Annotated in this window: 16 protein-coding genes; 8 read left to right on the top strand and 8 right to left on the bottom strand. The window is 53.9% G+C overall.

What is annotated here, in order from left to right:
- Positions 1 to 196: 196 nt before the first annotated feature.
- Positions 197 to 1234, top strand: a complete 1038-nt coding sequence (gene murB / locus GSQ70_RS11900; RefSeq protein ID WP_158782739.1) for a UDP-N-acetylmuramate dehydrogenase — start codon at positions 197 to 199, stop codon at positions 1232 to 1234.
- Positions 1231 to 2196 (top strand): bifunctional biotin--[acetyl-CoA-carboxylase] ligase/biotin operon repressor BirA, encoded by a 966-nt coding sequence (gene birA, locus GSQ70_RS11895; RefSeq protein ID WP_158782738.1) that lies wholly within the window; start codon positions 1231 to 1233, stop codon positions 2194 to 2196. Before murB ends, birA begins: the two co-directional genes overlap by 4 nt.
- A 53-nt stretch (positions 2197 to 2249) precedes the next feature.
- On the opposite strand, the gene GSQ70_RS11890 is transcribed toward birA, so the two are convergent.
- Genes GSQ70_RS11890 through GSQ70_RS11870 form a run of 5 tightly spaced genes read right to left on the bottom strand, consistent with a single transcriptional unit; the run spans position 2250 to position 8007 of the window.
- Positions 2250 to 3029 (bottom strand): SDR family oxidoreductase, encoded by a 780-nt coding sequence (locus tag GSQ70_RS11890; RefSeq protein ID WP_158782737.1) that lies wholly within the window; start codon positions 3027 to 3029, stop codon positions 2250 to 2252.
- A 15-nt stretch (positions 3030 to 3044) separates the two neighbouring features.
- Positions 3045 to 4115, bottom strand: a complete 1071-nt coding sequence (locus tag GSQ70_RS11885; protein ID WP_158782736.1) for a Xaa-Pro peptidase family protein — start codon at positions 4113 to 4115, stop codon at positions 3045 to 3047.
- Complete coding sequence (locus GSQ70_RS11880) at positions 4112 to 5764, bottom strand: GMC family oxidoreductase (protein WP_199257254.1); 1653 nt, start codon at positions 5762 to 5764, stop codon at positions 4112 to 4114. The genes GSQ70_RS11885 and GSQ70_RS11880 overlap by 4 nt, the downstream gene beginning before the upstream one ends.
- Before the next feature lie 11 nt (positions 5765 to 5775).
- Positions 5776 to 7089 carry an MFS transporter gene (locus GSQ70_RS11875; RefSeq protein WP_158782734.1) on the bottom strand — a complete coding sequence of 438 codons (1314 nt, stop codon included), beginning with the start codon at positions 7087 to 7089 and terminating at the stop codon, positions 5776 to 5778.
- Positions 7090 to 7140: 51 nt separating this feature from the next.
- Positions 7141 to 8007 carry an MBL fold metallo-hydrolase gene (locus GSQ70_RS11870; RefSeq protein ID WP_158782733.1) on the bottom strand — a complete coding sequence of 289 codons (867 nt, stop codon included), beginning with the start codon at positions 8005 to 8007 and terminating at the stop codon, positions 7141 to 7143.
- Positions 8008 to 8185: 178 nt separating this feature from the next.
- On the opposite strand from GSQ70_RS11870, the gene GSQ70_RS11865 reads away from it, so the two are divergent.
- Positions 8186 to 9358, top strand: coding sequence for an ROK family transcriptional regulator (locus GSQ70_RS11865; RefSeq protein ID WP_158782732.1), 1173 nt, complete (start codon positions 8186 to 8188; stop codon positions 9356 to 9358).
- On the opposite strand, the gene GSQ70_RS11860 is transcribed toward GSQ70_RS11865, so the two are convergent.
- The gene (locus tag GSQ70_RS11860; protein ID WP_158782731.1) at positions 9355 to 9726 is read right to left on the bottom strand and encodes a helix-turn-helix domain-containing protein; all 372 of its coding nucleotides are present in this window, start codon (positions 9724 to 9726) and stop codon (positions 9355 to 9357) included. The genes GSQ70_RS11865 and GSQ70_RS11860 overlap by 4 nt on opposite strands.
- A 106-nt stretch (positions 9727 to 9832) precedes the next feature.
- On the opposite strand from GSQ70_RS11860, the gene GSQ70_RS11855 reads away from it, so the two are divergent.
- From GSQ70_RS11855 to GSQ70_RS11835, 5 genes are all read left to right on the top strand, one after another.
- Positions 9833 to 10564, top strand: coding sequence for an SDR family NAD(P)-dependent oxidoreductase (locus GSQ70_RS11855; RefSeq protein WP_158782730.1), 732 nt, complete (start codon positions 9833 to 9835; stop codon positions 10562 to 10564).
- Between the two features lie 163 nt (positions 10565 to 10727).
- Complete coding sequence (locus GSQ70_RS11850; RefSeq protein ID WP_158782729.1) at positions 10728 to 10976, top strand: helix-turn-helix domain-containing protein; 249 nt, start codon at positions 10728 to 10730, stop codon at positions 10974 to 10976.
- Positions 10976 to 11170 carry a hypothetical protein gene (locus GSQ70_RS11845; protein ID WP_158782728.1) on the top strand — a complete coding sequence of 65 codons (195 nt, stop codon included), beginning with the start codon at positions 10976 to 10978 and terminating at the stop codon, positions 11168 to 11170. Before GSQ70_RS11850 ends, GSQ70_RS11845 begins: the two co-directional genes overlap by 1 nt.
- Before the next feature lie 268 nt (positions 11171 to 11438).
- Positions 11439 to 12917, top strand: coding sequence for a GIY-YIG nuclease family protein (locus tag GSQ70_RS11840; RefSeq protein ID WP_158782727.1), 1479 nt, complete (start codon positions 11439 to 11441; stop codon positions 12915 to 12917).
- 1 nt (position 12918) lies between these two features.
- A complete protein-coding gene (locus GSQ70_RS11835; protein ID WP_158782726.1) occupies positions 12919 to 13785 on the top strand; it encodes a hypothetical protein in 867 nt (288 codons plus the stop codon).
- A gap of 56 nt (positions 13786 to 13841) precedes the next feature.
- Here the strand turns inward: GSQ70_RS11835 and katG are convergent, their stop codons facing one another.
- Positions 13842 to 16022 (bottom strand): catalase/peroxidase HPI, encoded by a 2181-nt coding sequence (katG, locus tag GSQ70_RS11830; RefSeq protein ID WP_158782725.1) that lies wholly within the window; start codon positions 16020 to 16022, stop codon positions 13842 to 13844.
- 284 nt (positions 16023 to 16306) lie between these two features.
- The gene (gene gorA / locus GSQ70_RS11825; protein ID WP_158782724.1) at positions 16307 to 17659 is read right to left on the bottom strand and encodes a glutathione-disulfide reductase; all 1353 of its coding nucleotides are present in this window, start codon (positions 17657 to 17659) and stop codon (positions 16307 to 16309) included.
- Positions 17660 to 17799 lie beyond the last annotated feature (140 nt).

Here is a 17799-nt window from a genome sequence, read left to right as displayed (position 1 = left end):
GATGGTAGTGTGGGGTCTCCCCATGCGAGAGTAGGGAACTGCCAGGCATCAAATACAACAAAAAGGCCACCCTTACGGGTGGCCTTTTTGTTTTGTCTGTATCCAGGTGGTTACTCTCTGACAAAGTAAAAAAAGAAGCCCTCACCCTCATCCAATCGGGTAAACTACCGGCAGTTGAATTCGTTAAGGCCGTCTCATGTCCAGCCAGCTCCACTCTTTAAAACCTTTCAATACTTTCAATCTTGATGCCAGCGCAGAGCAAGTTGTGGTGGTGGAAACCGTCGCCGAACTGACCGCCGTCTGGCAGAACAGCCAGCATCAACAGCAACCGGTTCTTTTACTTGGCGAAGGAAGCAATATCCTGTTTCTGGAGGATTTTCAGGGCACGGTAATTGTTAACCACCTGAAAGGTATCAGGGTGGAAGAGAGTGAAAGCGCCTGGCATCTGCATGTGGGAGCCGGTGAAAACTGGCATATGCTGGTGCAATACTCGCTAAAAAACGGCTTCTCTGGCCTGGAGAATCTGGCGATGATCCCTGGCTGCGTCGGTTCAGCCCCGATTCAGAACATCGGCGCTTACGGCGTTGAGCTGAAAAACGTCTGTGAATATGTCGATGTACTGGATCTTGCCAGTGGTGAAACGCAGCGCTTATCAGCAGAGCAGTGCCAGTTTGGCTACCGCGACAGCATCTTCAAACATCAGTATCAGGCAGGCTATGCCATTGTGGCTGTTGGGCTGCTGCTGAAAAAGCAGTGGCTGCCGGTGATGACCTATGGCGATCTGATCAAATTAGATCCCGCCACCGTCTCGCCGCAGCAAATTTTCGACTCCGTCTGCCAGATGCGCAGCAGTAAATTGCCCGATCCCAAAGTCACCGGAAATGCCGGGAGCTTCTTCAAAAACCCGGTAGTTGACGCCGAAATGGCGCAGTCTCTGCGGGAAAATTATCCTGATGCTCCACTCTATCCTCAGGCTGACGGCAAGGTCAAACTGGCGGCTGGCTGGTTAATCGAACGCTGCGATCTGAAAGGATTCAGCGTGGGCGGCGCAGCCGTACATCGCCAGCAGGCGCTGGTGCTGATCAATCAGAATCAGGCTACTGGCAGCGATATCGTGGCGTTAGCGCATGAAGTGCGCCAGCGCGTGGGCAGCAAATTTAACGTCTGGCTCGAGCCTGAGGTGCGGTTTATCGGTGCCCGCGGCGAAAAGGATGCCGTCGGAGTGATTGCATGAAAGCAAATACCGTCCCCTTAATGCTGATCGGCCTTCTCGCCGATGGTGAATTTCATTCCGGTGAACAGCTTGGCGAACAGCTGGGCATGAGCCGCGCGGCTATCAACAAACATATCCAGACCCTGAAAGACTGGGGCATTGATGTGTTCACCGTCACCGGTAAGGGTTACAGCCTCCCCGCACCGATTCAGCTGCTGAATGAAGAAACTATCGTTTCCCAGCTCGATCATGGTCGCCTGGCGGTGATCCCGGTGATCGATTCCACTAACCAGTATCTGCTGGAAAGAATGGATGAGTTACAGTCCGGCGATGCCTGCGTGGCGGAATATCAGCAGGCAGGAAGAGGGCGGCGTGGCAGACAGTGGTTCTCACCATTCGGCTCTAACCTTTATCTCTCCATGTACTGGCGCCTTGAGCAGGGCCCGGTAGCCGCTATGGGCCTAAGTTTGGTGATTGGTATCGTGACTGCTGAAGTCCTGCAGGCGCTGGGTGCGAGTGATGTGCGGGTAAAATGGCCGAACGATCTCTACCTTAACGATCGCAAACTCGCCGGTATCTTGGTGGAATTGACCGGTAAAACTGGCGATGCTGCGCAAATTGTCATGGGCACGGGCATCAACCTGGCAATGAATTCGCCGGATACCGCTATCGTTAATCAGGGCTGGATCAACCTGCAGGAAGCGGGCGTTAAAATCGATCGTAACACTCTGGCAGCCAGCCTGGTCAATAAAATGCGCGAGTCTCTGGAGCTGTTCGAGCGTGAAGGCCTGGCACCCTTTGTCGATCGCTGGGGTGAGCTGGATAACTTTATCAACCGCCCGGTAAAACTGCTGATTGGCGACCGGGAAATCCCCGGCATTGCCCGAGGTATCGACCAGCAGGGCGGCTTACTGCTGGAACAGGACGGCATCGTTAAATCCTGGGTGGGTGGCGAAATTTCGCTGAGGCCGCAGGATAAATAACAGCCCCCCGGCGGCTTTGAAGCCGGTTGCGGCATATTCACCAGGGCCGCCGCCTAATCATGATAAATCTGGCTACGGCCGCCATCCATCACAATGTCCGCCGCATTTATAAACCGCGCTTCATCCGACGCCAGGAACAGGGCTGTATAAGCCACTTCTATCGGTTCACCAATACGCTTACAGGGCAGCAGATCCTGCTGGCGCTGGCGTTCAGCGTCCGGTTCCGGTCTGCTGTTAAGCCATGCTTCAGCCGCAGGAGTCAGTATCAGCCCCGGCGAAACGCTGTTGATGCGTATTCCCTGACTGGCGTACTCCACGCCTAATGAACGGGTTAAACCAATCAGGCCATGCTTGGCCACCGGATAAGGGAAACTTCCGGGAATAATCTTGTGGCCATGCACCGAGGCAATATTAACAATATTGCCATACCGACGTGCCAGCATCCCTGGCAGCACAGCCCGGATACCATTGAGCGGCCCCTGGAGATTTACTGACATGCAGCGCTGCCAGTCTTCTTCACTGAGGCTCAGTGGGTCGCGGAACACATTAATTCCTGCGCAGTTAATCAGAATGTCGGGCTGGCCAAGGTGGTTTTCCGTTTCACTGACACACTCGCGCAGACGAGCGGCGTCAGTCACGTCGGCTCGTAAAGCGAGACAGCGCTGACGGGTTTCCTCTGCCAGTGAGAGTGCCAGTGAATCGCACTCATCCGCATTAATATCAATCAACGCCAGTCTGGCCCCCTCCCTGGCAAACAATTGTGCAATAGCACTGCCGATACCGCTGGCGGCACCGGTGATGATGGCCGTTTTTCCTTTCAATCGTTCTGACATACATTTTCCTGTTGGTTAAGGCCTGGTTATCAGCCAGTCGGCAAACCTCATCACGGAGTCGCCACGCTGCAGAGCTATTGTCGGCCAGTTACCGGTATGGGTGAGGGAGTGCAGACCCTCTGCCGTGAGCAGCACTGTTTCTTCACTTTTTACGCCAGGCAGCGTCGGATTCCATGCCAGCGCTCTGTTGATGGTCAGTTTGCCCGGCGTATCGGGGGTGACAATAAAATCCCGGCACCCATAGCCTGCCGGGCCACCCTGATGATGCGCACGCCATTCATCAGGAAAACCATAACGCGAGTAGCTTGCCTGGATATCGGCAAAGATGGTTTGCCAGTGACGTTCTGGCCGTGATGCAGCCAGCATATCCGCATGAATTTCAGCCACCGTATGCAAGCGCTGGCGGCTGTCTGCGGCAGGTTCTCCCAGATGGATCATGCGGGTAATGCTGATGTTTAACCCATGGCGCTCGGCGCCCAGGGTGATCATCATTTGTTGCTGTACCTGAGCCGGCCCGGGGACAGGGTGCTTAAAGGCTGCAATACGGTCATCGGCGGCGACCAGGGTACAAACCGGGCGGATAGCCAGCGGCAGGCATTCGGCATAAATTTGCGCTTCGACCTGTTGTTCACTCATTCCCGGCCGTACGCCGCGGGCCACCTTTTCAACCAGCGTAGCGACTTCCCTGCCCAGCCTGATCAAGCGCTGGCATTCGGCAGCGTTTAAGTCTGTGCGGATGTTTGTCAGCTCCCGGCTGTTACCCAGCGGTATATCACTGCCTGTGCGTGAAAATGGCAGGCTGGCGAGTACGGTATTCAGCGTGGTAAACCACGGATAGGCGATCGTTTTCAGCGGAAATGGCAGCGGTTCCTCGGCTAAAATGCGTGACATCTCATTTTCCGGGGCAATCAGCGTAATCCCTTCTGCGGTAATTAGCAGGCTGGCCACACCGGTTTCGGCGCGGTCAACCACATAGAAGCTGGCCCCTTCTGTCAGCCACGCGACATTGTCCCGACGGGTCAGCAGCAGTGCGTCAAGCTGCTCTTCTCGCAGACGCTGTTGGAGGTGGCGAATTTTCTCGTTCATGCCACGATCCCCTGCGATGATATGTTCTGATGGTGTGACTCTTTGCCCATGATCAGATCGGCTGCACGATGCGCTACGGCCATCACCGCAGCATTGGTATTGCCACTGATAATGTTCGGCATCATTGAGGCATCCACCACCCGTAAACCCTGCACGCCGCGAACGCGTAAATCAGCATGAAGTACCGCCAGGGGATCGTGGTCATGACCCATGCGGCAGGTTCCTACCGGGTGGTAGCCGGTTTTAACCATACGTTTGCAATGGTCAGCGATCTGCTGGTCTGAAGAAATGTCTTCTCCGGGGAAGATCTCCCTGTCGACCATTGCCTGGATTGGCAGGGAGGCAATGACTTTGCGGGCAAAACGCAGGCCTGAAATGGTGGTTGACAGGTCATCGGGATGACCAAAAATCTGCGTATCAATCCGCGGTAGTGAAAGCGGATTACGATCGCGTAAGGTGACGCGCCCCGTTGCTTTCGGGCGCAGAAGTAGAGAGTTGACGGTCACACCATTGCCGGGATCGGTGCCCATCACATCGCGGTCAAGGTATATGGTAGGCACACAGAACATCTGGATAGTGGGCGTTGCACTGAGATCATGCGGGTTAAAGAACGCGCAGGTTTCAACGCCGGTAGTCGTGACCGGCCCACTTTTAAACAACAAATATTGTAAACCGGCTTTGATCATTGGCCAGCCCTTATCCTGACCATAGTAGCCAAATGCTCCGTTAGTGCTGGCGACTACAGGAACTTCATAGTGATCCTGTAAGTTTCTCCCCACGCCGGGCAGAGAGTGACGCAGTGGGATATCCCAGGCGGCCAGCTCCTCCTGTGGACCGATACCAGAAAGCATCAGGATTTTCGGGGTCTGATAGGCTCCGGCGGCCAGAATTACTTCCTGCCCGGCACGGGCCTGCTTCGTCTCGCCTTTCTGTACATATGCCACCCCTACGGCCCGATCGCCCTCGAAGAGCACCTCACTGACACTGGCTTCGGTTGCGACAGTCAGCCTGCTGTCATCTTTTAGCGGCGTGATAAATGCATCAACGACGCTGCATCGTTTGCGGGTTTGCCAGTCGATAGTGTGTTGCATAAAGCCGACCCCATAGGGGTTGCCGGTGTTAAAATCCGGCGTATAAGCAATCCCCAGTGCCTGCATCGTTTTCACATAAGCGCGGCTGAGCGGGCTGAAGTGCCCCAGATGTGAGACTTTCATCGGGCCACCGACGCCGTGGAAAGGGGCACCCAGGTGATCGTTATCTTCTGTCGCCTTGAAATGAGGCAGCAGCGCGGCAAACGACCAGTCGATATCGCTGCGCTGAACGGCAGTGTTCCAGTCAGCGTAATCCTGTTCATGACCGCGCATATAGACCATGGCATTTACCGTTGAACCTCCCCCCAGCACTCTGGCCTGCGGCACAATCACCCCCCGACCGTTCAGTTGCGGCTGTGGCTCGGTCTGGTGCAGGGTCAGGTAAGTATCGCTGGCGAGGAATTTCATATAACCCGCTGGCATCTTGAGTACCGGATCGTAGCGTCCACTGCCTGCTTCCAGTAACAGCACACGTGCGCCCTGTTCCCGCACCAGCCTTGAGGCGACAATACAGCCTGAGCTTCCGCCGCCAACAATAATGTAATCGTAAGTTTTCATTGAGTAGTCCATTATTCCGAAGCCATTGGGTCCAGAATCCGGGCTCGTGCTGCTGCCGGATTATTTTGTTCCCCCGGATCGAGCGGGCTGAGCAGGAAGAACCAGGAAAACAGCGCGCTGACGAGATACAGCGAAGCGTAGACCCAGATCACCCCGGCAGTTCCAAACAGCGCATTGAGAATGCCGTACAGCGCGGGGCCAAAGAAGGTGGAGAGTCCTGCTGAGAAACAATAAATCGCCATCGCATTGCCTTTGTCTTTCGTATCGCACAGCGAGGAGAACAGCGCCGCAGCAGGAACATAGCCGCATAATGTAATGCCGTACAAGCAGGCAAAGATGACGCTAAGCGCGAAGTTACCGTGACTCCACTGCGGAACGAAGTACATCAGCAGCATGGAAACCGCCGAACCAATACCGCCAAAAAAGGTCAGCACGCGTCGCCAGCCGATCCGGTCGCTGAGCTTGCCAATCACCGGGTTAAAGCTCATGCCAACCAGCCCCATGATGGTGATCAGCGTCAGGTATTCGGTCTGAGAGAAGCCGATGCCGGTAAAAAATCCCGGCAGGAAAATGAAAAAGCCGAAATAAGGCGTGGTGTTAATGATGCGCACCACTGCGGCGGCAGCGATACGCGGACGCCGCCACAGGATATCGATCCCGCCCATCAGGGTGCGTAATGTGCTCTGCTGGCGGTGTGATTCATCCAGCAGAGGGGCATTGCCGGTACGATCTTTCACCGCAACGAACATAATGGTTGCTCCCAGCGCTACCAGTACCAGTGACAGCCAGAAGGTGGCATATTCGCCCATCACCTTGATGGAAAAAATAGCGACCAGCGAGCCCAGCGTGGGTAAGCCTCCGGTAAACGCAAGCCAAAACCAGCCGGTTGCTGACCCCCGCATCTCTGCCGGGGCGGCGGCCTGTATCCACACCAGGAAGGCATAGGCAAACATCGGGTAGGCGACCCCCCGCAGGCCGTAAGTCAGTGCGGTTAACACCACGCTTTTATTGGGTAAAGCGAAACTGAGAAACAGGATTTCGAACACGATCCAGATAGCTGCCCCCAGCAGCATCACGCGACGCGGGCCGTATAACGTTGAAAGTGAACCCGCCAGCCAGGAGCCGAGCGTCACCGTAATGCCGTAGAAGGCGATCACGCTAGCGGCAATATCAAGCGTAAAGCCATTCTGGCTCAGGTAGGGAGCCAGATAATTGGATTCAACGCCGTCGCCTATCATGAAGATCAGTACGGCGATATAGCCCCAGGCAAGATTCCCCGGAATGCCAAGCCGTTGTAAAAGTGTAGGGTGAGAGGAGGTGGTCATCGCAGGTTTATCCCATATGTTGTTATGTTAGTGTTCGCGCCACCGGCGCTTTTACTGGTGTTGGGCATCCTTGAGGTACAGCAGTCGTTCTCCTGGCATCATCAGATGGAATTTCTTCCCCGGATAACGCGCCATGATGTAATCCACGAAATAGCTGGGATTGTCGCTGTTACAGCTGAAAAGATCGTAATGGCAAGGCAGCAGCAGATCGCTGCGCAGGGTATGGTGGAGATCGGCCGCATCCCGAAAGCTCATGTTGGGCAGGATGCCGCGCTGACCACGCGCGTAGTCGCCACCGTTGATCGGCAAGACCACGATATCCGGCGAGAGCGACTGCATTTGCGCCAGCAGTTGCTGAGTGACCAGCGTATCTCCACTGTGCCAGAAGCGGATATTATCGGTGGTGATAAAATAGCCGAGGTAGCGATCATGACCCTCGGCATTTTTTTCATACTCGCTGTGGGCTGCGGCAATAGGTTGAATGTGAAATGCACCGACCTGGAAGGTTTCATTGGTGATGGCCGGACGCACATTCTGCGCAAAGGGATGGCTCTGCGCCAGAGGGATGGCATCGGGCGAGGGTAGCCATATCGGCAGACGCGGTACGGCCTCTGCCAGCGGGGCCAGCGTAGCCATGTCCATATGGTCATCATGGAAATGGCTGATCAGGACAGCATCACAACCTTTCAGGTCCGTGGGGGCCAGCACCGGGGGATAATTACGGACAAATTCCGTTCCCGGATTTTCTCGCTCAATGGCGTCACTCAGATAGGGATCGATAGCCAGCAGATCGCCGTGGGCATTTTTCAACACGTAACCGGCCTGACCCAGGCTCCAGATCGCCAGCATATTTTCAGGCACGCAGGTAGCTGACAGTTCTGCGGCCAGGCGCTGTGGTTCGCGAAGCGTAAAATGCATGGTTCGGTGTCCTCGTCCCGTTTACTGATACAGGCTGAACTCTAAAAGAAACAGGAAATAAGGGATCGAGTGCGGCTCACAGAACATAGTTAACAGAGTTTAGTAAACTACGATTGCGGCTTGTCAGCGTGAAACCGGGCGTTCATGCTGCTTTATTTCCTGCAGGGGAGAGGGACGGATGTTTACCAGCGGCCTTAACAATCAGCAGATACGTTACTGGAACAAACAGCTATTTATGCGTCTGTTATGGCGTCATAAGCGCCTGAGTCAGTCCAGAATGGCGCAGCTCAGCGGACTTTCTATTCCGGCTACGGGCAAAATTCTACAGGAGTTGATGGATGAAGGGCGCATCTGGCACTCTGGCCTGCGGCTCAGTAACAGAGGGCGACATAGCGGTAGTTATCAGTTACCTGAAGCCGGTGACTGGACTCTGTGTATGAACATCACCCCGACCCGGATTGAAAGTATTCTCGCCGATGCCCAACTGGTGGCGCAGGATGACTATCAACACCGGGCGATAAACGTCGCCTCGCCGGAAGCGTTGCTGACCGAGATTGAAGCGGTCTGGCAGCAGTACCGCAAATGCTGGCCATCACGCACTATTAAGCTGGCCCTGGCGGTACATGGTCAGGTCGATCCTGTTACCGGTGTTTCGCAACATATGCCGCAGGCCGCATGGAAAAAACCGGTCGAACTGAAGTTTTTGCTGGAGGAGAAGCTGGGGGTTCAGGTTCGTGTGGATAATGACTGTGTTATGCTGGCGCTTGCTGAAAAATGGCTGAACAGCAGTCATCAGGCTGATTTTTGCGTAATCAATGTGGACTACGGCATCGGCTCTTCTTTCGTTACCAATGGCTTAATTTTTCGTGGCAGCCTGTACGGTAGTGGCCAGATAGGGCACACCATTATCAATCCTCACGGCGCGCGCTGTAGCTGTGGCCGGCAGGGGTGTCTGGAAACGGTAGCCTCGCTTTCAGCGCTGAAGCAGCAGGCGCACCTGCGTGCGCCAGACAAGCCAGCCCCCACCACCACGCAGTTGCTACAGGCATGGCGCTCGGGAGATCGCTGGGTACAGGAGTGGGTCAATCAGGCGGCTACCGCTGTGGGGATAAGTCTCTATAACCTGCTAAATATTATCAATATTAACCAAATCTGGTTTTATGGCCGCAGTTGTGGCTTTGGTGAAACCTGGCGTGAAACCGTGATCCACCAGATTGCTTTTAATCCTTTCGATCAGCAGGACAGCCTGAAGAGCAAAGCCACCAATATTCACTTTGGTCAACTGTCGCGCGCCAGCCAGATCCTGGGCATTGGCTATTTATATGTGGAAGACCACCTGCCAGCGGGCTAAATATCTGGCCGCTGATCATAGGCCGCCTGAGCCTGTTCCATTTTGCCGCTCTCCTGCTGTGCCCAGTGAATCAAAGCTTCAAAAGGCTGCCGTAACGAATGTCCCAGCGGCGTGATGGCGTATTCCACTGCCACCGGAGAAGAGGCGATAACGTGCCGTGTCACCAGGCCATTCCTTTCCAGCCGCCGCAAAGCTTCAGTCAGTGCCTTATGAGTGATCGGATCGAGCCTTTTTTTGATCGCATTAAATCGCGATGGTTTCTCGCAAATCACGGTGAGGATAAGCACCGACCACTTGTTGGCGATCTGCTCCAGCACTGGTCGCGTGGCGTTAATGTTGGCCAGTATGGCCTCGACGGAGTGGGTCATCGGGTTTCCCTGTGTATATCTGGTTACCATCAGGTGCGTAATTGACACCAGATATACAGTGTATATCTTGATGATTCAACTTCAGCCAGAGAAAAAAGGGTTCCTGATGCAGAAACTGAAAGGCAAGACCGCGGTGATCACCGGCGGTAACAGTGGGATTGGCTTCGCCATTGCAGAGCGTTTTATACAAGAAGGAGCCTTTGTTTTTATCACCGGGCGACGCCAGGCCGAACTCGATAAAGTCGCCATGCAACTGGGTGAAAGCATTGAGGTTGTTCAGGGAGATGTCACCGATTCAGCCGATCTTCTGAAGCTGTTTGAAACGGTTAAAGCGCAGAAGGGCAAGATCGATATTCTGGTCACCAGTGCCGGCTATTCCGAGCATTCCGCGCTGGACAGCGTCACCCCTGAGCATTTCGATAAAATCTTCGACCTGAATGCCAGGGGAACGCTGTTTACCGTACAGGGCGCATTGCCGCTGATGGAGAAAGGGGGAGCCATTGTGCTGATCGGCTCGATTGCCGGGTCGATTGGCGTGGAAGGCTACGGCGTTTATGCAGCCTCCAAGGCTGCTACCCGCTCCCTGTCGCGCACCTGGACCAGAGAGCTGGCCGGCAAAGGCATCCGGGTTAACACACTGAGTCCTGGCCCGGTCGACACGCCGATGTTTGACGGCGTCTCGGACGAATTCAGGAAAGCGATGACCGACCTGATCCCGCTGGGGCGTCTGGGTAAACCGGAAGAGATCGCTTCTGCAGCGCTGTTCCTTGCCTCCGATGAGAGCAGCTATATCGCCGGAGCCGAGTTGTGCATTGATGGCGGCATGACTCAGGTCTGACCGTTTTAGCCCTGCCTTTATTCCTCTATAAAAAACGATGCTCAGTTCTCTGGATTGGGCCTCGTTTTGCCTCTCCCCCCGTTTCCCGCATCCTTTTTACCTGCTATAGCCGGTAAATTAACAGCAGACTGGCTACTCCATGACCAGATGCCGGAGCGTAATAATGAAGATTACATCCCCGAGACAACTTTCGATCTATCTGAAAGACCTGAGAAAATCGCAGAAGATTAGTCAGAGAAGCGTGGCAAGCCATGTCGTGATCCGCCAGGATACTCTCTCAAAATTCGAGCTGAATCCAGACACCACCAAAATTGAAACGCTGTTTATGATTCTTTCGGCGATGAACCTTGAGCTGCATCTTGAACATAAAAATGAGCGCAACAGAGCAGAAGAATGGAAAGAGGAGTGGTAATGAAAAGCCTCTCCGTCTCTATGAATGGTTATCTGACCGGTTCTCTGATTCAGCAGAATAACGGCGGGAATACCGTCGTGTATCATCCTGACTGGCTGGCCCTTGAAGGAGCGCGACCGCTCTCTCTCTCTCGCTACCGCTGCGCAGAGAAAAATATGAAGGCGATGGCGGGCCGGGTATCGTCAGCATTATGAATATTTTGTTGGGATCCGACACTGCAAAGCAGGATATTAAATTAGCCATGGCTCTCTCTTCTACTGAAAAGGGGAAAAAGGATAACTGGTTACGGATTTTCCCACGGCATTTTCTGGCAACGGCAAAAAACTGCGGCTTTGATGAGAAGGAAATCAGAATAATCAGGTTGTCTGTTTCCATCTGTTTTAAGAGATAGTTATAAGCTAAATATTTGTCAGAAATTGCCGATAACCCTGAGAATTTCCAGTTCAGGGAGAATCAACTACCATGAGCCACACCATGCAGGAAGAGTACCCGCAGCTGCGGAGCCTGGATCCACTGGCGAATACTATTATTGATAAAACTGTCGATAACGTTACGCGAAAACTGGTTGCCGGATACCGAAATAAAAATAACTCTCAGCCCGGAGCTAAAAATCCAAAGGGCGATATCAAAGTTAAAGATACTCTGGCGGCCACATCGGCACAAAGCGTGCTGGATGTTGCCAACCGGGGAGCGGGCTGGAAAGAGTTGATTGTGAAAACCTTCAGCCATGGGCTTTCCTCTCTTGCCACCATGAAATTCGACGGGGAATTTACGGTCAAAAATGGTGTGGCAGTGGGATTAAGTGACGTTCCTGATTCGCCGGGTGTTTATGTTGTTTTTAATAAAGACGGTCAGGCTCAATACATTGGGGATGCCGGGAAAATAAAAACTCGCTGGCTGGCGGGGCACCTCAATGAGCATAAACAAGGTGAGCGGAAAGGAGAGCCTTATAAGCTGGCCACTGAGTTTGAGGAAGGTTGCACGGTAAAATTTATCAGCCTGGACTCGGTGGAAACCGCTGCCGCAGTGGAAGCTCATATTTTGAAAACTGAGCGTCCACCGGTCAACAGCCGGGAGGAACTCAAATATGAACAGGGCACTCGAGCGAATATTGAAGCCCAAAAAATGAAAGACGCGCTGAAGAGTGCCGGGACACTGGCAGCTGGCGCGGCTAAAGAAGCTGCGTACAATGTTGGCTGGGACGTTTTTGAACGGCTGACCACCACGATGATCAAAGCATTAAAAGATGAAATGGTGGATCTGTTTATCACCTGTAAGGCACAGCTTAAAATCAGGCTTAAGCGCTTTTTCAACAAGGTCTGGCAGATTATCAGACAATTGATTGAAGCCCCGCTGACATTGCTGAAGGGGATATTTGAGTTTGTACTGAATGCATTAAGTCAGACCATCGGTAAAATTTATCAGCTGGCGAAAAATATCTATGAATTAGGGCTGTCGGCCGTTGCCCTGATAAGAGGATCGGAAAGCCTGTCCCGCCAGGAGATGACGGATAAAATCTCCGAAGTCATTATCACCAGCGGAGCGCTTATCTTCTGGGATGCATTGGATCCTTTTATCGAGTCCGGGCTGACAGGATTATTTGCACCTCTTGCGCCATTCGCACCTTATATCTCCGCCACGGTTTGCGCTGTCGGGTTTGGCGTCACCAGCTATTATCTCTCCGCCATTGTTCCGGGCATAGTTTCCCTTATCGTTAACAGCGAACCTCGCTTTGCCGCTGCCGGGCGGGAGGCTTATACGGAGTTGGTCAATAATTTTGAAGCCAATGAGAAACTGGTTACGGAGCTGAACGATTACGTCAGAACGTCGTCCGGGCTTATTGTCGAAATGGAAAGCATGACGCAGGAGCTGAACAATAACGTCATAAAACTGACCCGCTTTTCACTGGCTGATGAAATCGCCGCTTTAAAAGGAAACTAGTGTGACTTCTTCTGTGCCAGCACTCACAAGAGACGATCGCCAATCTGTTGCCCAATTTCGGGAAAATATCACCTCGTTACTCACCCAGCTAAAAACGGAGTTAGAGCAAAGTAAAAGGATCAAAGACGAAGCCCAGGCGTTTAATGAACGGGGATTTATCAGCCGCTGGACAGGAGCACTGACCACTCAGAATGATAAGGATCTGGCCCAGATGATTGCCGGTTTAGGCGGCAGTCTGCGGATCACTCAGGAAGTCGTGCAGTGCTTACTGCAGATTCAGTCGCAGAAGAATCAGGCGCTGAAAGGTTTCCACGGCGCGCTGGTGGATAAAATCGAAGAGCTGAGTTCGAATGACACCGTCCTCGATTTGAACATTCGGGGTAACCTTTCCCTGATCCTTGGTCACCTTAAGGAGCAGGTAGAGGAAAAGCTTGAGCAAGCTGAGCGGGTGGAACAGCAAGCTCTGCAACTGCAAGAACAGGCTGAAAATCTGGAACGTCTTGGCGATCGGATTTCTGCTGAGAAAAGAGATCGTTCCCGGCTTGCAGAACAACAGGCCGACCTTGAAGAGTTCACTGAACGGCTCGGGGAAAAAAACAGACTGGTAGAGGAAGAGGTTGCCGCTTTACGTCTGCAGGTCAGCCATCTCGAACAGGCGGCAAAGAGCGGCCAGCAGCAGCAGGAAGCTCTGCGTAATGCACTGCAAGAGAACGAGGAAAAGATGAATCTCTCTCTGCAGTTACAGGAAGATAAAAATGCATTCCTGTCCCGGACGATGCGGAAAAACCGCCTCGATTTTCGCGATGCTCTGCTTTTTCTGACCAGTGCGGCCGTGGTGGCACTGCTGTGGATACAGTTCGGGAAATAATTCCGTGCGCTTATAGCTCACTAAAGCCAGCTGACGCTGGCTTTAGTGAGTTGGGCTTACTGCAGATCGAAACGATCCAGATCCATCACCTTGCTCCATGCAGCCACAAAGTCAGTGACAAATTTCTCTTTCGCATCACTGCTGGCGTAAACCTCCGCCACGGAACGCAGTATCGCATTGGAACCGAAGACCAGGTCAGCACGGGTTGCGGTGAACTTCACCTCACCGCTCAGGCGGTCACGCCCTTCAAACAGCTCGGCAGTGCCGTCAGTAGCTTTCCACTCAGTGCCCATGTCCAGCAGGTTAACGAAGAAGTCATTGCTGAGTGCATCAGCGCGCTGGGTGAAGACACCGTGCTGGCTGCCGTCGAAGTTCGTGTCGAGCACTCGCAGGCCACCTACCAGTGCCGTCAGCTCTGGTACCGTCAGCGTAAGCTGCTGCGCCTTGTCGATCAGCAGTTCTTCCGTAGAAGCACCATTGCGCACGCGGCGATAGTTGCGGAAACCATCTGCCGCCGGGTTAAGCAGCTCAAAGGCTTCAACATCGGTCTGATCCTGACGGGCATCCACTCGTCCGGTCGTGAAAGGCACGCGGATATTGACGCCTGCAGCCTGAGCAGCTTTCTCAACACCGACCACGCCAGCCAGTACAATAACATCAGCCAGCGAGGCTTTGCCGGAAGCCTGCTGGATGCTCTCCAGCACGGACAGGGCATGAGACAGACTGGCGTTCACCGGCCAGTCACGCTGTGGAGCAAGCGCCAGACGGGCACCATTCGCACCACCACGCTTATCGCCACCGCGGAAAGTAGAGGCAGAAGCCCAGGCCACTGAAACCAGTTCGCTGACCGACAGGCCAGACTGTGCGATTTCCGCCTTCAGGTTTTCAATCTCTGAGGCCCCAGGCTGATGGATAGCCTGCGGCAGCGGATCCTGCCACAGCAGCGCTTCTTTAGGCACTTCCGGGCCGATATAGCGGGCTAACGGTCCCATATCCCTGTGCGTCAGCTTATACCAGGCACGGGCGAAGGCTTCGTTAAAGGCCTGCGGATCGTTAAGGAAGCGGCGTGAAATCTTCTCGAATTCCGGATCGAAACGCAGCGTCAGGTCGGTCACCAGCATGGTGGGCTTGCGCTTCCTGGTGGTATCGAACGGGTCCGGAATGATCTCCGGCGCGTCCGAGGCTTCAAACTGAATGGCGCCAGCCGGGCTTCGGGTCTGGGTCCATTCATATTTGAACAGGTTCTCGAAGAAGTAGTTACTCCACTGGGTCGGCGTCTGCGTCCAGGCCACTTCCAGACCGGAGGTGATGGCATCTGCTCCTGCGCCGCTGCCATGGGTGCTTGCCCAGCCAAGGCCCTGTGCTTCAATTGGCGCGGTTTCCGGATCGACGCCGACATGGCTGGCAGGAGCCGCGCCGTGGGTTTTCCCCAGAGTGTGGCCACCGGCAATCAGAGCCACAATCTCTTCATCGTCCATCCCCATATTGCCGAAGGTGGCGCGGATTGCCGGGGCCGCTGAGGCAGGATCGCCGCTGTGATCTGGCCCTTCCGGGTTGACATAGATCAGGCCCATTTCGGTAGCGCCCAGCGGTGACTGTGCCAGCGACTCAGGATGACGGTGCTCAAGCCACTTTTTCTCATTGCCCCAGTCCACGTCCATATCCGGTTCCCAGACGTCCTCACGTCCGGCACCGAAGCCAAAGGTGCGGAATCCGGCGTTCTCAAGAGCGACATTACCCGCCAGGATAATCAGGTCGGCCCAGGAAATTTTCTGACCATACTTCTGTTTCACCGGCCACAGCAGGCGGCGAGCTTTATCCAGGCTGACGTTATCAGGCCAGGAGTTTAATGGCGCAAAGCGCTGCTGACCGCGTCCCGATCCGCCACGGCCATCGGCAGCGCGATAGGTGCCAGCACTGTGCCATGCCATACGAATGAACAAACCGATATAGCTGCCCCAGTCGGCAGGCCACCACGGCTGAGAGTCGGTGAGAACCGTTTTGAGGTCGCCTTTCAGAGCGTAATAATCTAACTTGCTGAATTCTTTACGGTAGTTAAAATCAGGAGAGAGAGGGTTAGAACGGTTCGAATGCTGGTTTAAAAGGTCAACACGCAGCTGATTTGGCCACCAGTCACGGCTGGTCGTGCCCCCACCGGCATGCTGATCCTGCTTGCCCTGATGGAAGGGGCAATTTCCGGCAACTAAGGTATCGTGTGAATCGGTTGGTGTGCTCATTGCTTGACTCCGTTTTCTGAGGTGCTGATTTTTTATTACGATAGTCGCCTTTCATGATAAGTCCTATCTGTAAAGACCTACGGATTTAATAGTCATTACCTTTCATTAAGGCACGAAAATATTTCCTGACGGGCGCACTATGGCTCACGGAGTAAAGATTAGGGCAAGGTGAAAGGCCTTGCTTTGATAGGGATATAGTACAGGACAGATTTTTGATAAAAAAAGAAGCTCCGGGCGGAGCTTCTTTACGACGGGGGGGAAAAATGCCTGTGAACAGGCGCTGATTAGCGCATGGTCACAAATTCTTCCGAACCGGTTGGATGGATAGCAACGGTGTTATCGAAGTCTTTCTTGGTTGCGCCCATTTTCAGCGCCACGGCGAAGCCCTGCAGCATTTCGTCCATGCCGTAGCCGATACCGTGAATACCGACGATCTTCTCTTCTTTACCCACGCAGACCAGCTTCATGCGGCATGGCTGCCGGTGCTGAGTGACGGCGGTATACATGGCGGTGAAGGCGGATTTATATACTTTCACTTCGTCATCGCCGTACTTCTCACGCGCTTCCGGCTCGCTCAGGCCCACGGTGCCGATTGGCGGGTGGCTGAATACCACGGTTGGCACGTTGCTGTAATCCAGATGCTCTTCCGGTTTATTGTTAAACAGGCGCTCAGACAGACGGCGACCCGCTGCAACAGCCACCGGAGTCAGCTCAACAGCCCCGGTGTTATCACCGACCGCATAGATGCCGGAAACATGGGTGTTCTGGTATTTATCAACGCTGATATAGCCCTTTTCGTTCAGCTTCACGCCGGTGACGTCCAGGTTCAGGTTATCGGTCATTGGTTCGCGCCCAATTGCCCACACCAGACAATCCACGGTCTGCTCTTTGCCGTTTTCCAGCTGCAGAGTCAGGCTGCCGTCCGCATTTTTGATTACCGCTTTCGGGATGGATTCAGTGTGTAGCGTCGGGCCTTCGGCATTCATCACTTCAACCAGCGTTTCCACGATCAGCGGATCGAAAGTACGCAGCGGCGCATGTTTACGCACAAACAGATGCGTTTCAGAGCCCAGTGCGTTGACCACGCCAGCAATTTCAACGGCAATGTAACCCGCACCGACAACGGCAGTGCGTTTTGGCAGGGCATCCAGCTCAAAGAAGCCGTCAGAATCGATACCGTATTCCGCGCCAGGAACGGACGGATGGGTTGGACGGCCACCGGTCGCAATCAGGATATGGTCAGCGGTAATTTTCTCACCGTTCACTTCCACAGTGTGGGCGTCCACAAAGCGGGCGTAGCCTTTGATCACGTCAACTTTGTTTTTACCCAGGACGTTATCGTAAGAGGTATGGATGCGATCGATATAAGCGCTGCGGTTTTTAACCAGCGTAGCCCAATCGAAGCTGTTCACCGTGGTGTTGAAGCCATAGTCCGGACCGTACTGGTGGATCGCTTCGGCGATCTGCGCTGCATGCCACATCACTTTTTTCGGCACACACCCAACGTTTACACAGGTGCCGCCCAGATCTTTTGCTTCGATCAGCGCGCATTTTTGTCCGTACATGGCCGCGCGGTTAATTGAGGCAATGCCGCCGCTGCCGCCACCGATGGCGAGGTAGTCATAATGTCTGGTCATCGAGAGGGTTCCATAAGTCAGTGAAGTTAATTGGCATAGAGTGTAACGCCACTCGACCGAATGCCGCAAAGTTTGCGTCTATGATTGTGATAGGGCAGGCACGCCGAAATCAGTAATAATCACGATTTACTGCGACTGCG

The organism is Pantoea sp. BAV 3049, from assembly GCF_009765445.1.
Taxonomy (GTDB): domain Bacteria; phylum Pseudomonadota; class Gammaproteobacteria; order Enterobacterales; family Enterobacteriaceae; genus Erwinia.
The sequence above is the reverse complement of the archived record's forward strand: the minus strand, read 5'-3'. Positions and strand labels throughout refer to the sequence as shown.

Coding starts and splice junctions, on each gene's coding strand:
- murB (WP_158782739.1), top strand. CDS start 197: ATGTCCAGCCAGCTCCACTCTTTAAAACCTTTCAATACTTTCAATCTT.
- birA (WP_158782738.1), top strand. CDS start 1,231: ATGAAAGCAAATACCGTCCCCTTAATGCTGATCGGCCTTCTCGCCGAT.
- GSQ70_RS11890 (WP_158782737.1), bottom strand. CDS start 3,029: ATGTCAGAACGATTGAAAGGAAAAACGGCCATCATCACCGGTGCCGCC.
- GSQ70_RS11885 (WP_158782736.1), bottom strand. CDS start 4,115: ATGAACGAGAAAATTCGCCACCTCCAACAGCGTCTGCGAGAAGAGCAG.
- GSQ70_RS11880 (WP_199257254.1), bottom strand. CDS start 5,764: ATGAAAACTTACGATTACATTATTGTTGGCGGCGGAAGCTCAGGCTGT.
- GSQ70_RS11875 (WP_158782734.1), bottom strand. CDS start 7,089: ATGACCACCTCCTCTCACCCTACACTTTTACAACGGCTTGGCATTCCG.
- GSQ70_RS11870 (WP_158782733.1), bottom strand. CDS start 8,007: ATGCATTTTACGCTTCGCGAACCACAGCGCCTGGCCGCAGAACTGTCA.
- GSQ70_RS11865 (WP_158782732.1), top strand. CDS start 8,186: ATGTTTACCAGCGGCCTTAACAATCAGCAGATACGTTACTGGAACAAA.
- GSQ70_RS11860 (WP_158782731.1), bottom strand. CDS start 9,726: ATGACCCACTCCGTCGAGGCCATACTGGCCAACATTAACGCCACGCGA.
- GSQ70_RS11855 (WP_158782730.1), top strand. CDS start 9,833: ATGCAGAAACTGAAAGGCAAGACCGCGGTGATCACCGGCGGTAACAGT.
- GSQ70_RS11850 (WP_158782729.1), top strand. CDS start 10,728: ATGAAGATTACATCCCCGAGACAACTTTCGATCTATCTGAAAGACCTG.
- GSQ70_RS11845 (WP_158782728.1), top strand. CDS start 10,976: ATGAAAAGCCTCTCCGTCTCTATGAATGGTTATCTGACCGGTTCTCTG.
- GSQ70_RS11840 (WP_158782727.1), top strand. CDS start 11,439: ATGAGCCACACCATGCAGGAAGAGTACCCGCAGCTGCGGAGCCTGGAT.
- katG (WP_158782725.1), bottom strand. CDS start 16,022: ATGAGCACACCAACCGATTCACACGATACCTTAGTTGCCGGAAATTGC.
- gorA (WP_158782724.1), bottom strand. CDS start 17,659: ATGACCAGACATTATGACTACCTCGCCATCGGTGGCGGCAGCGGCGGC.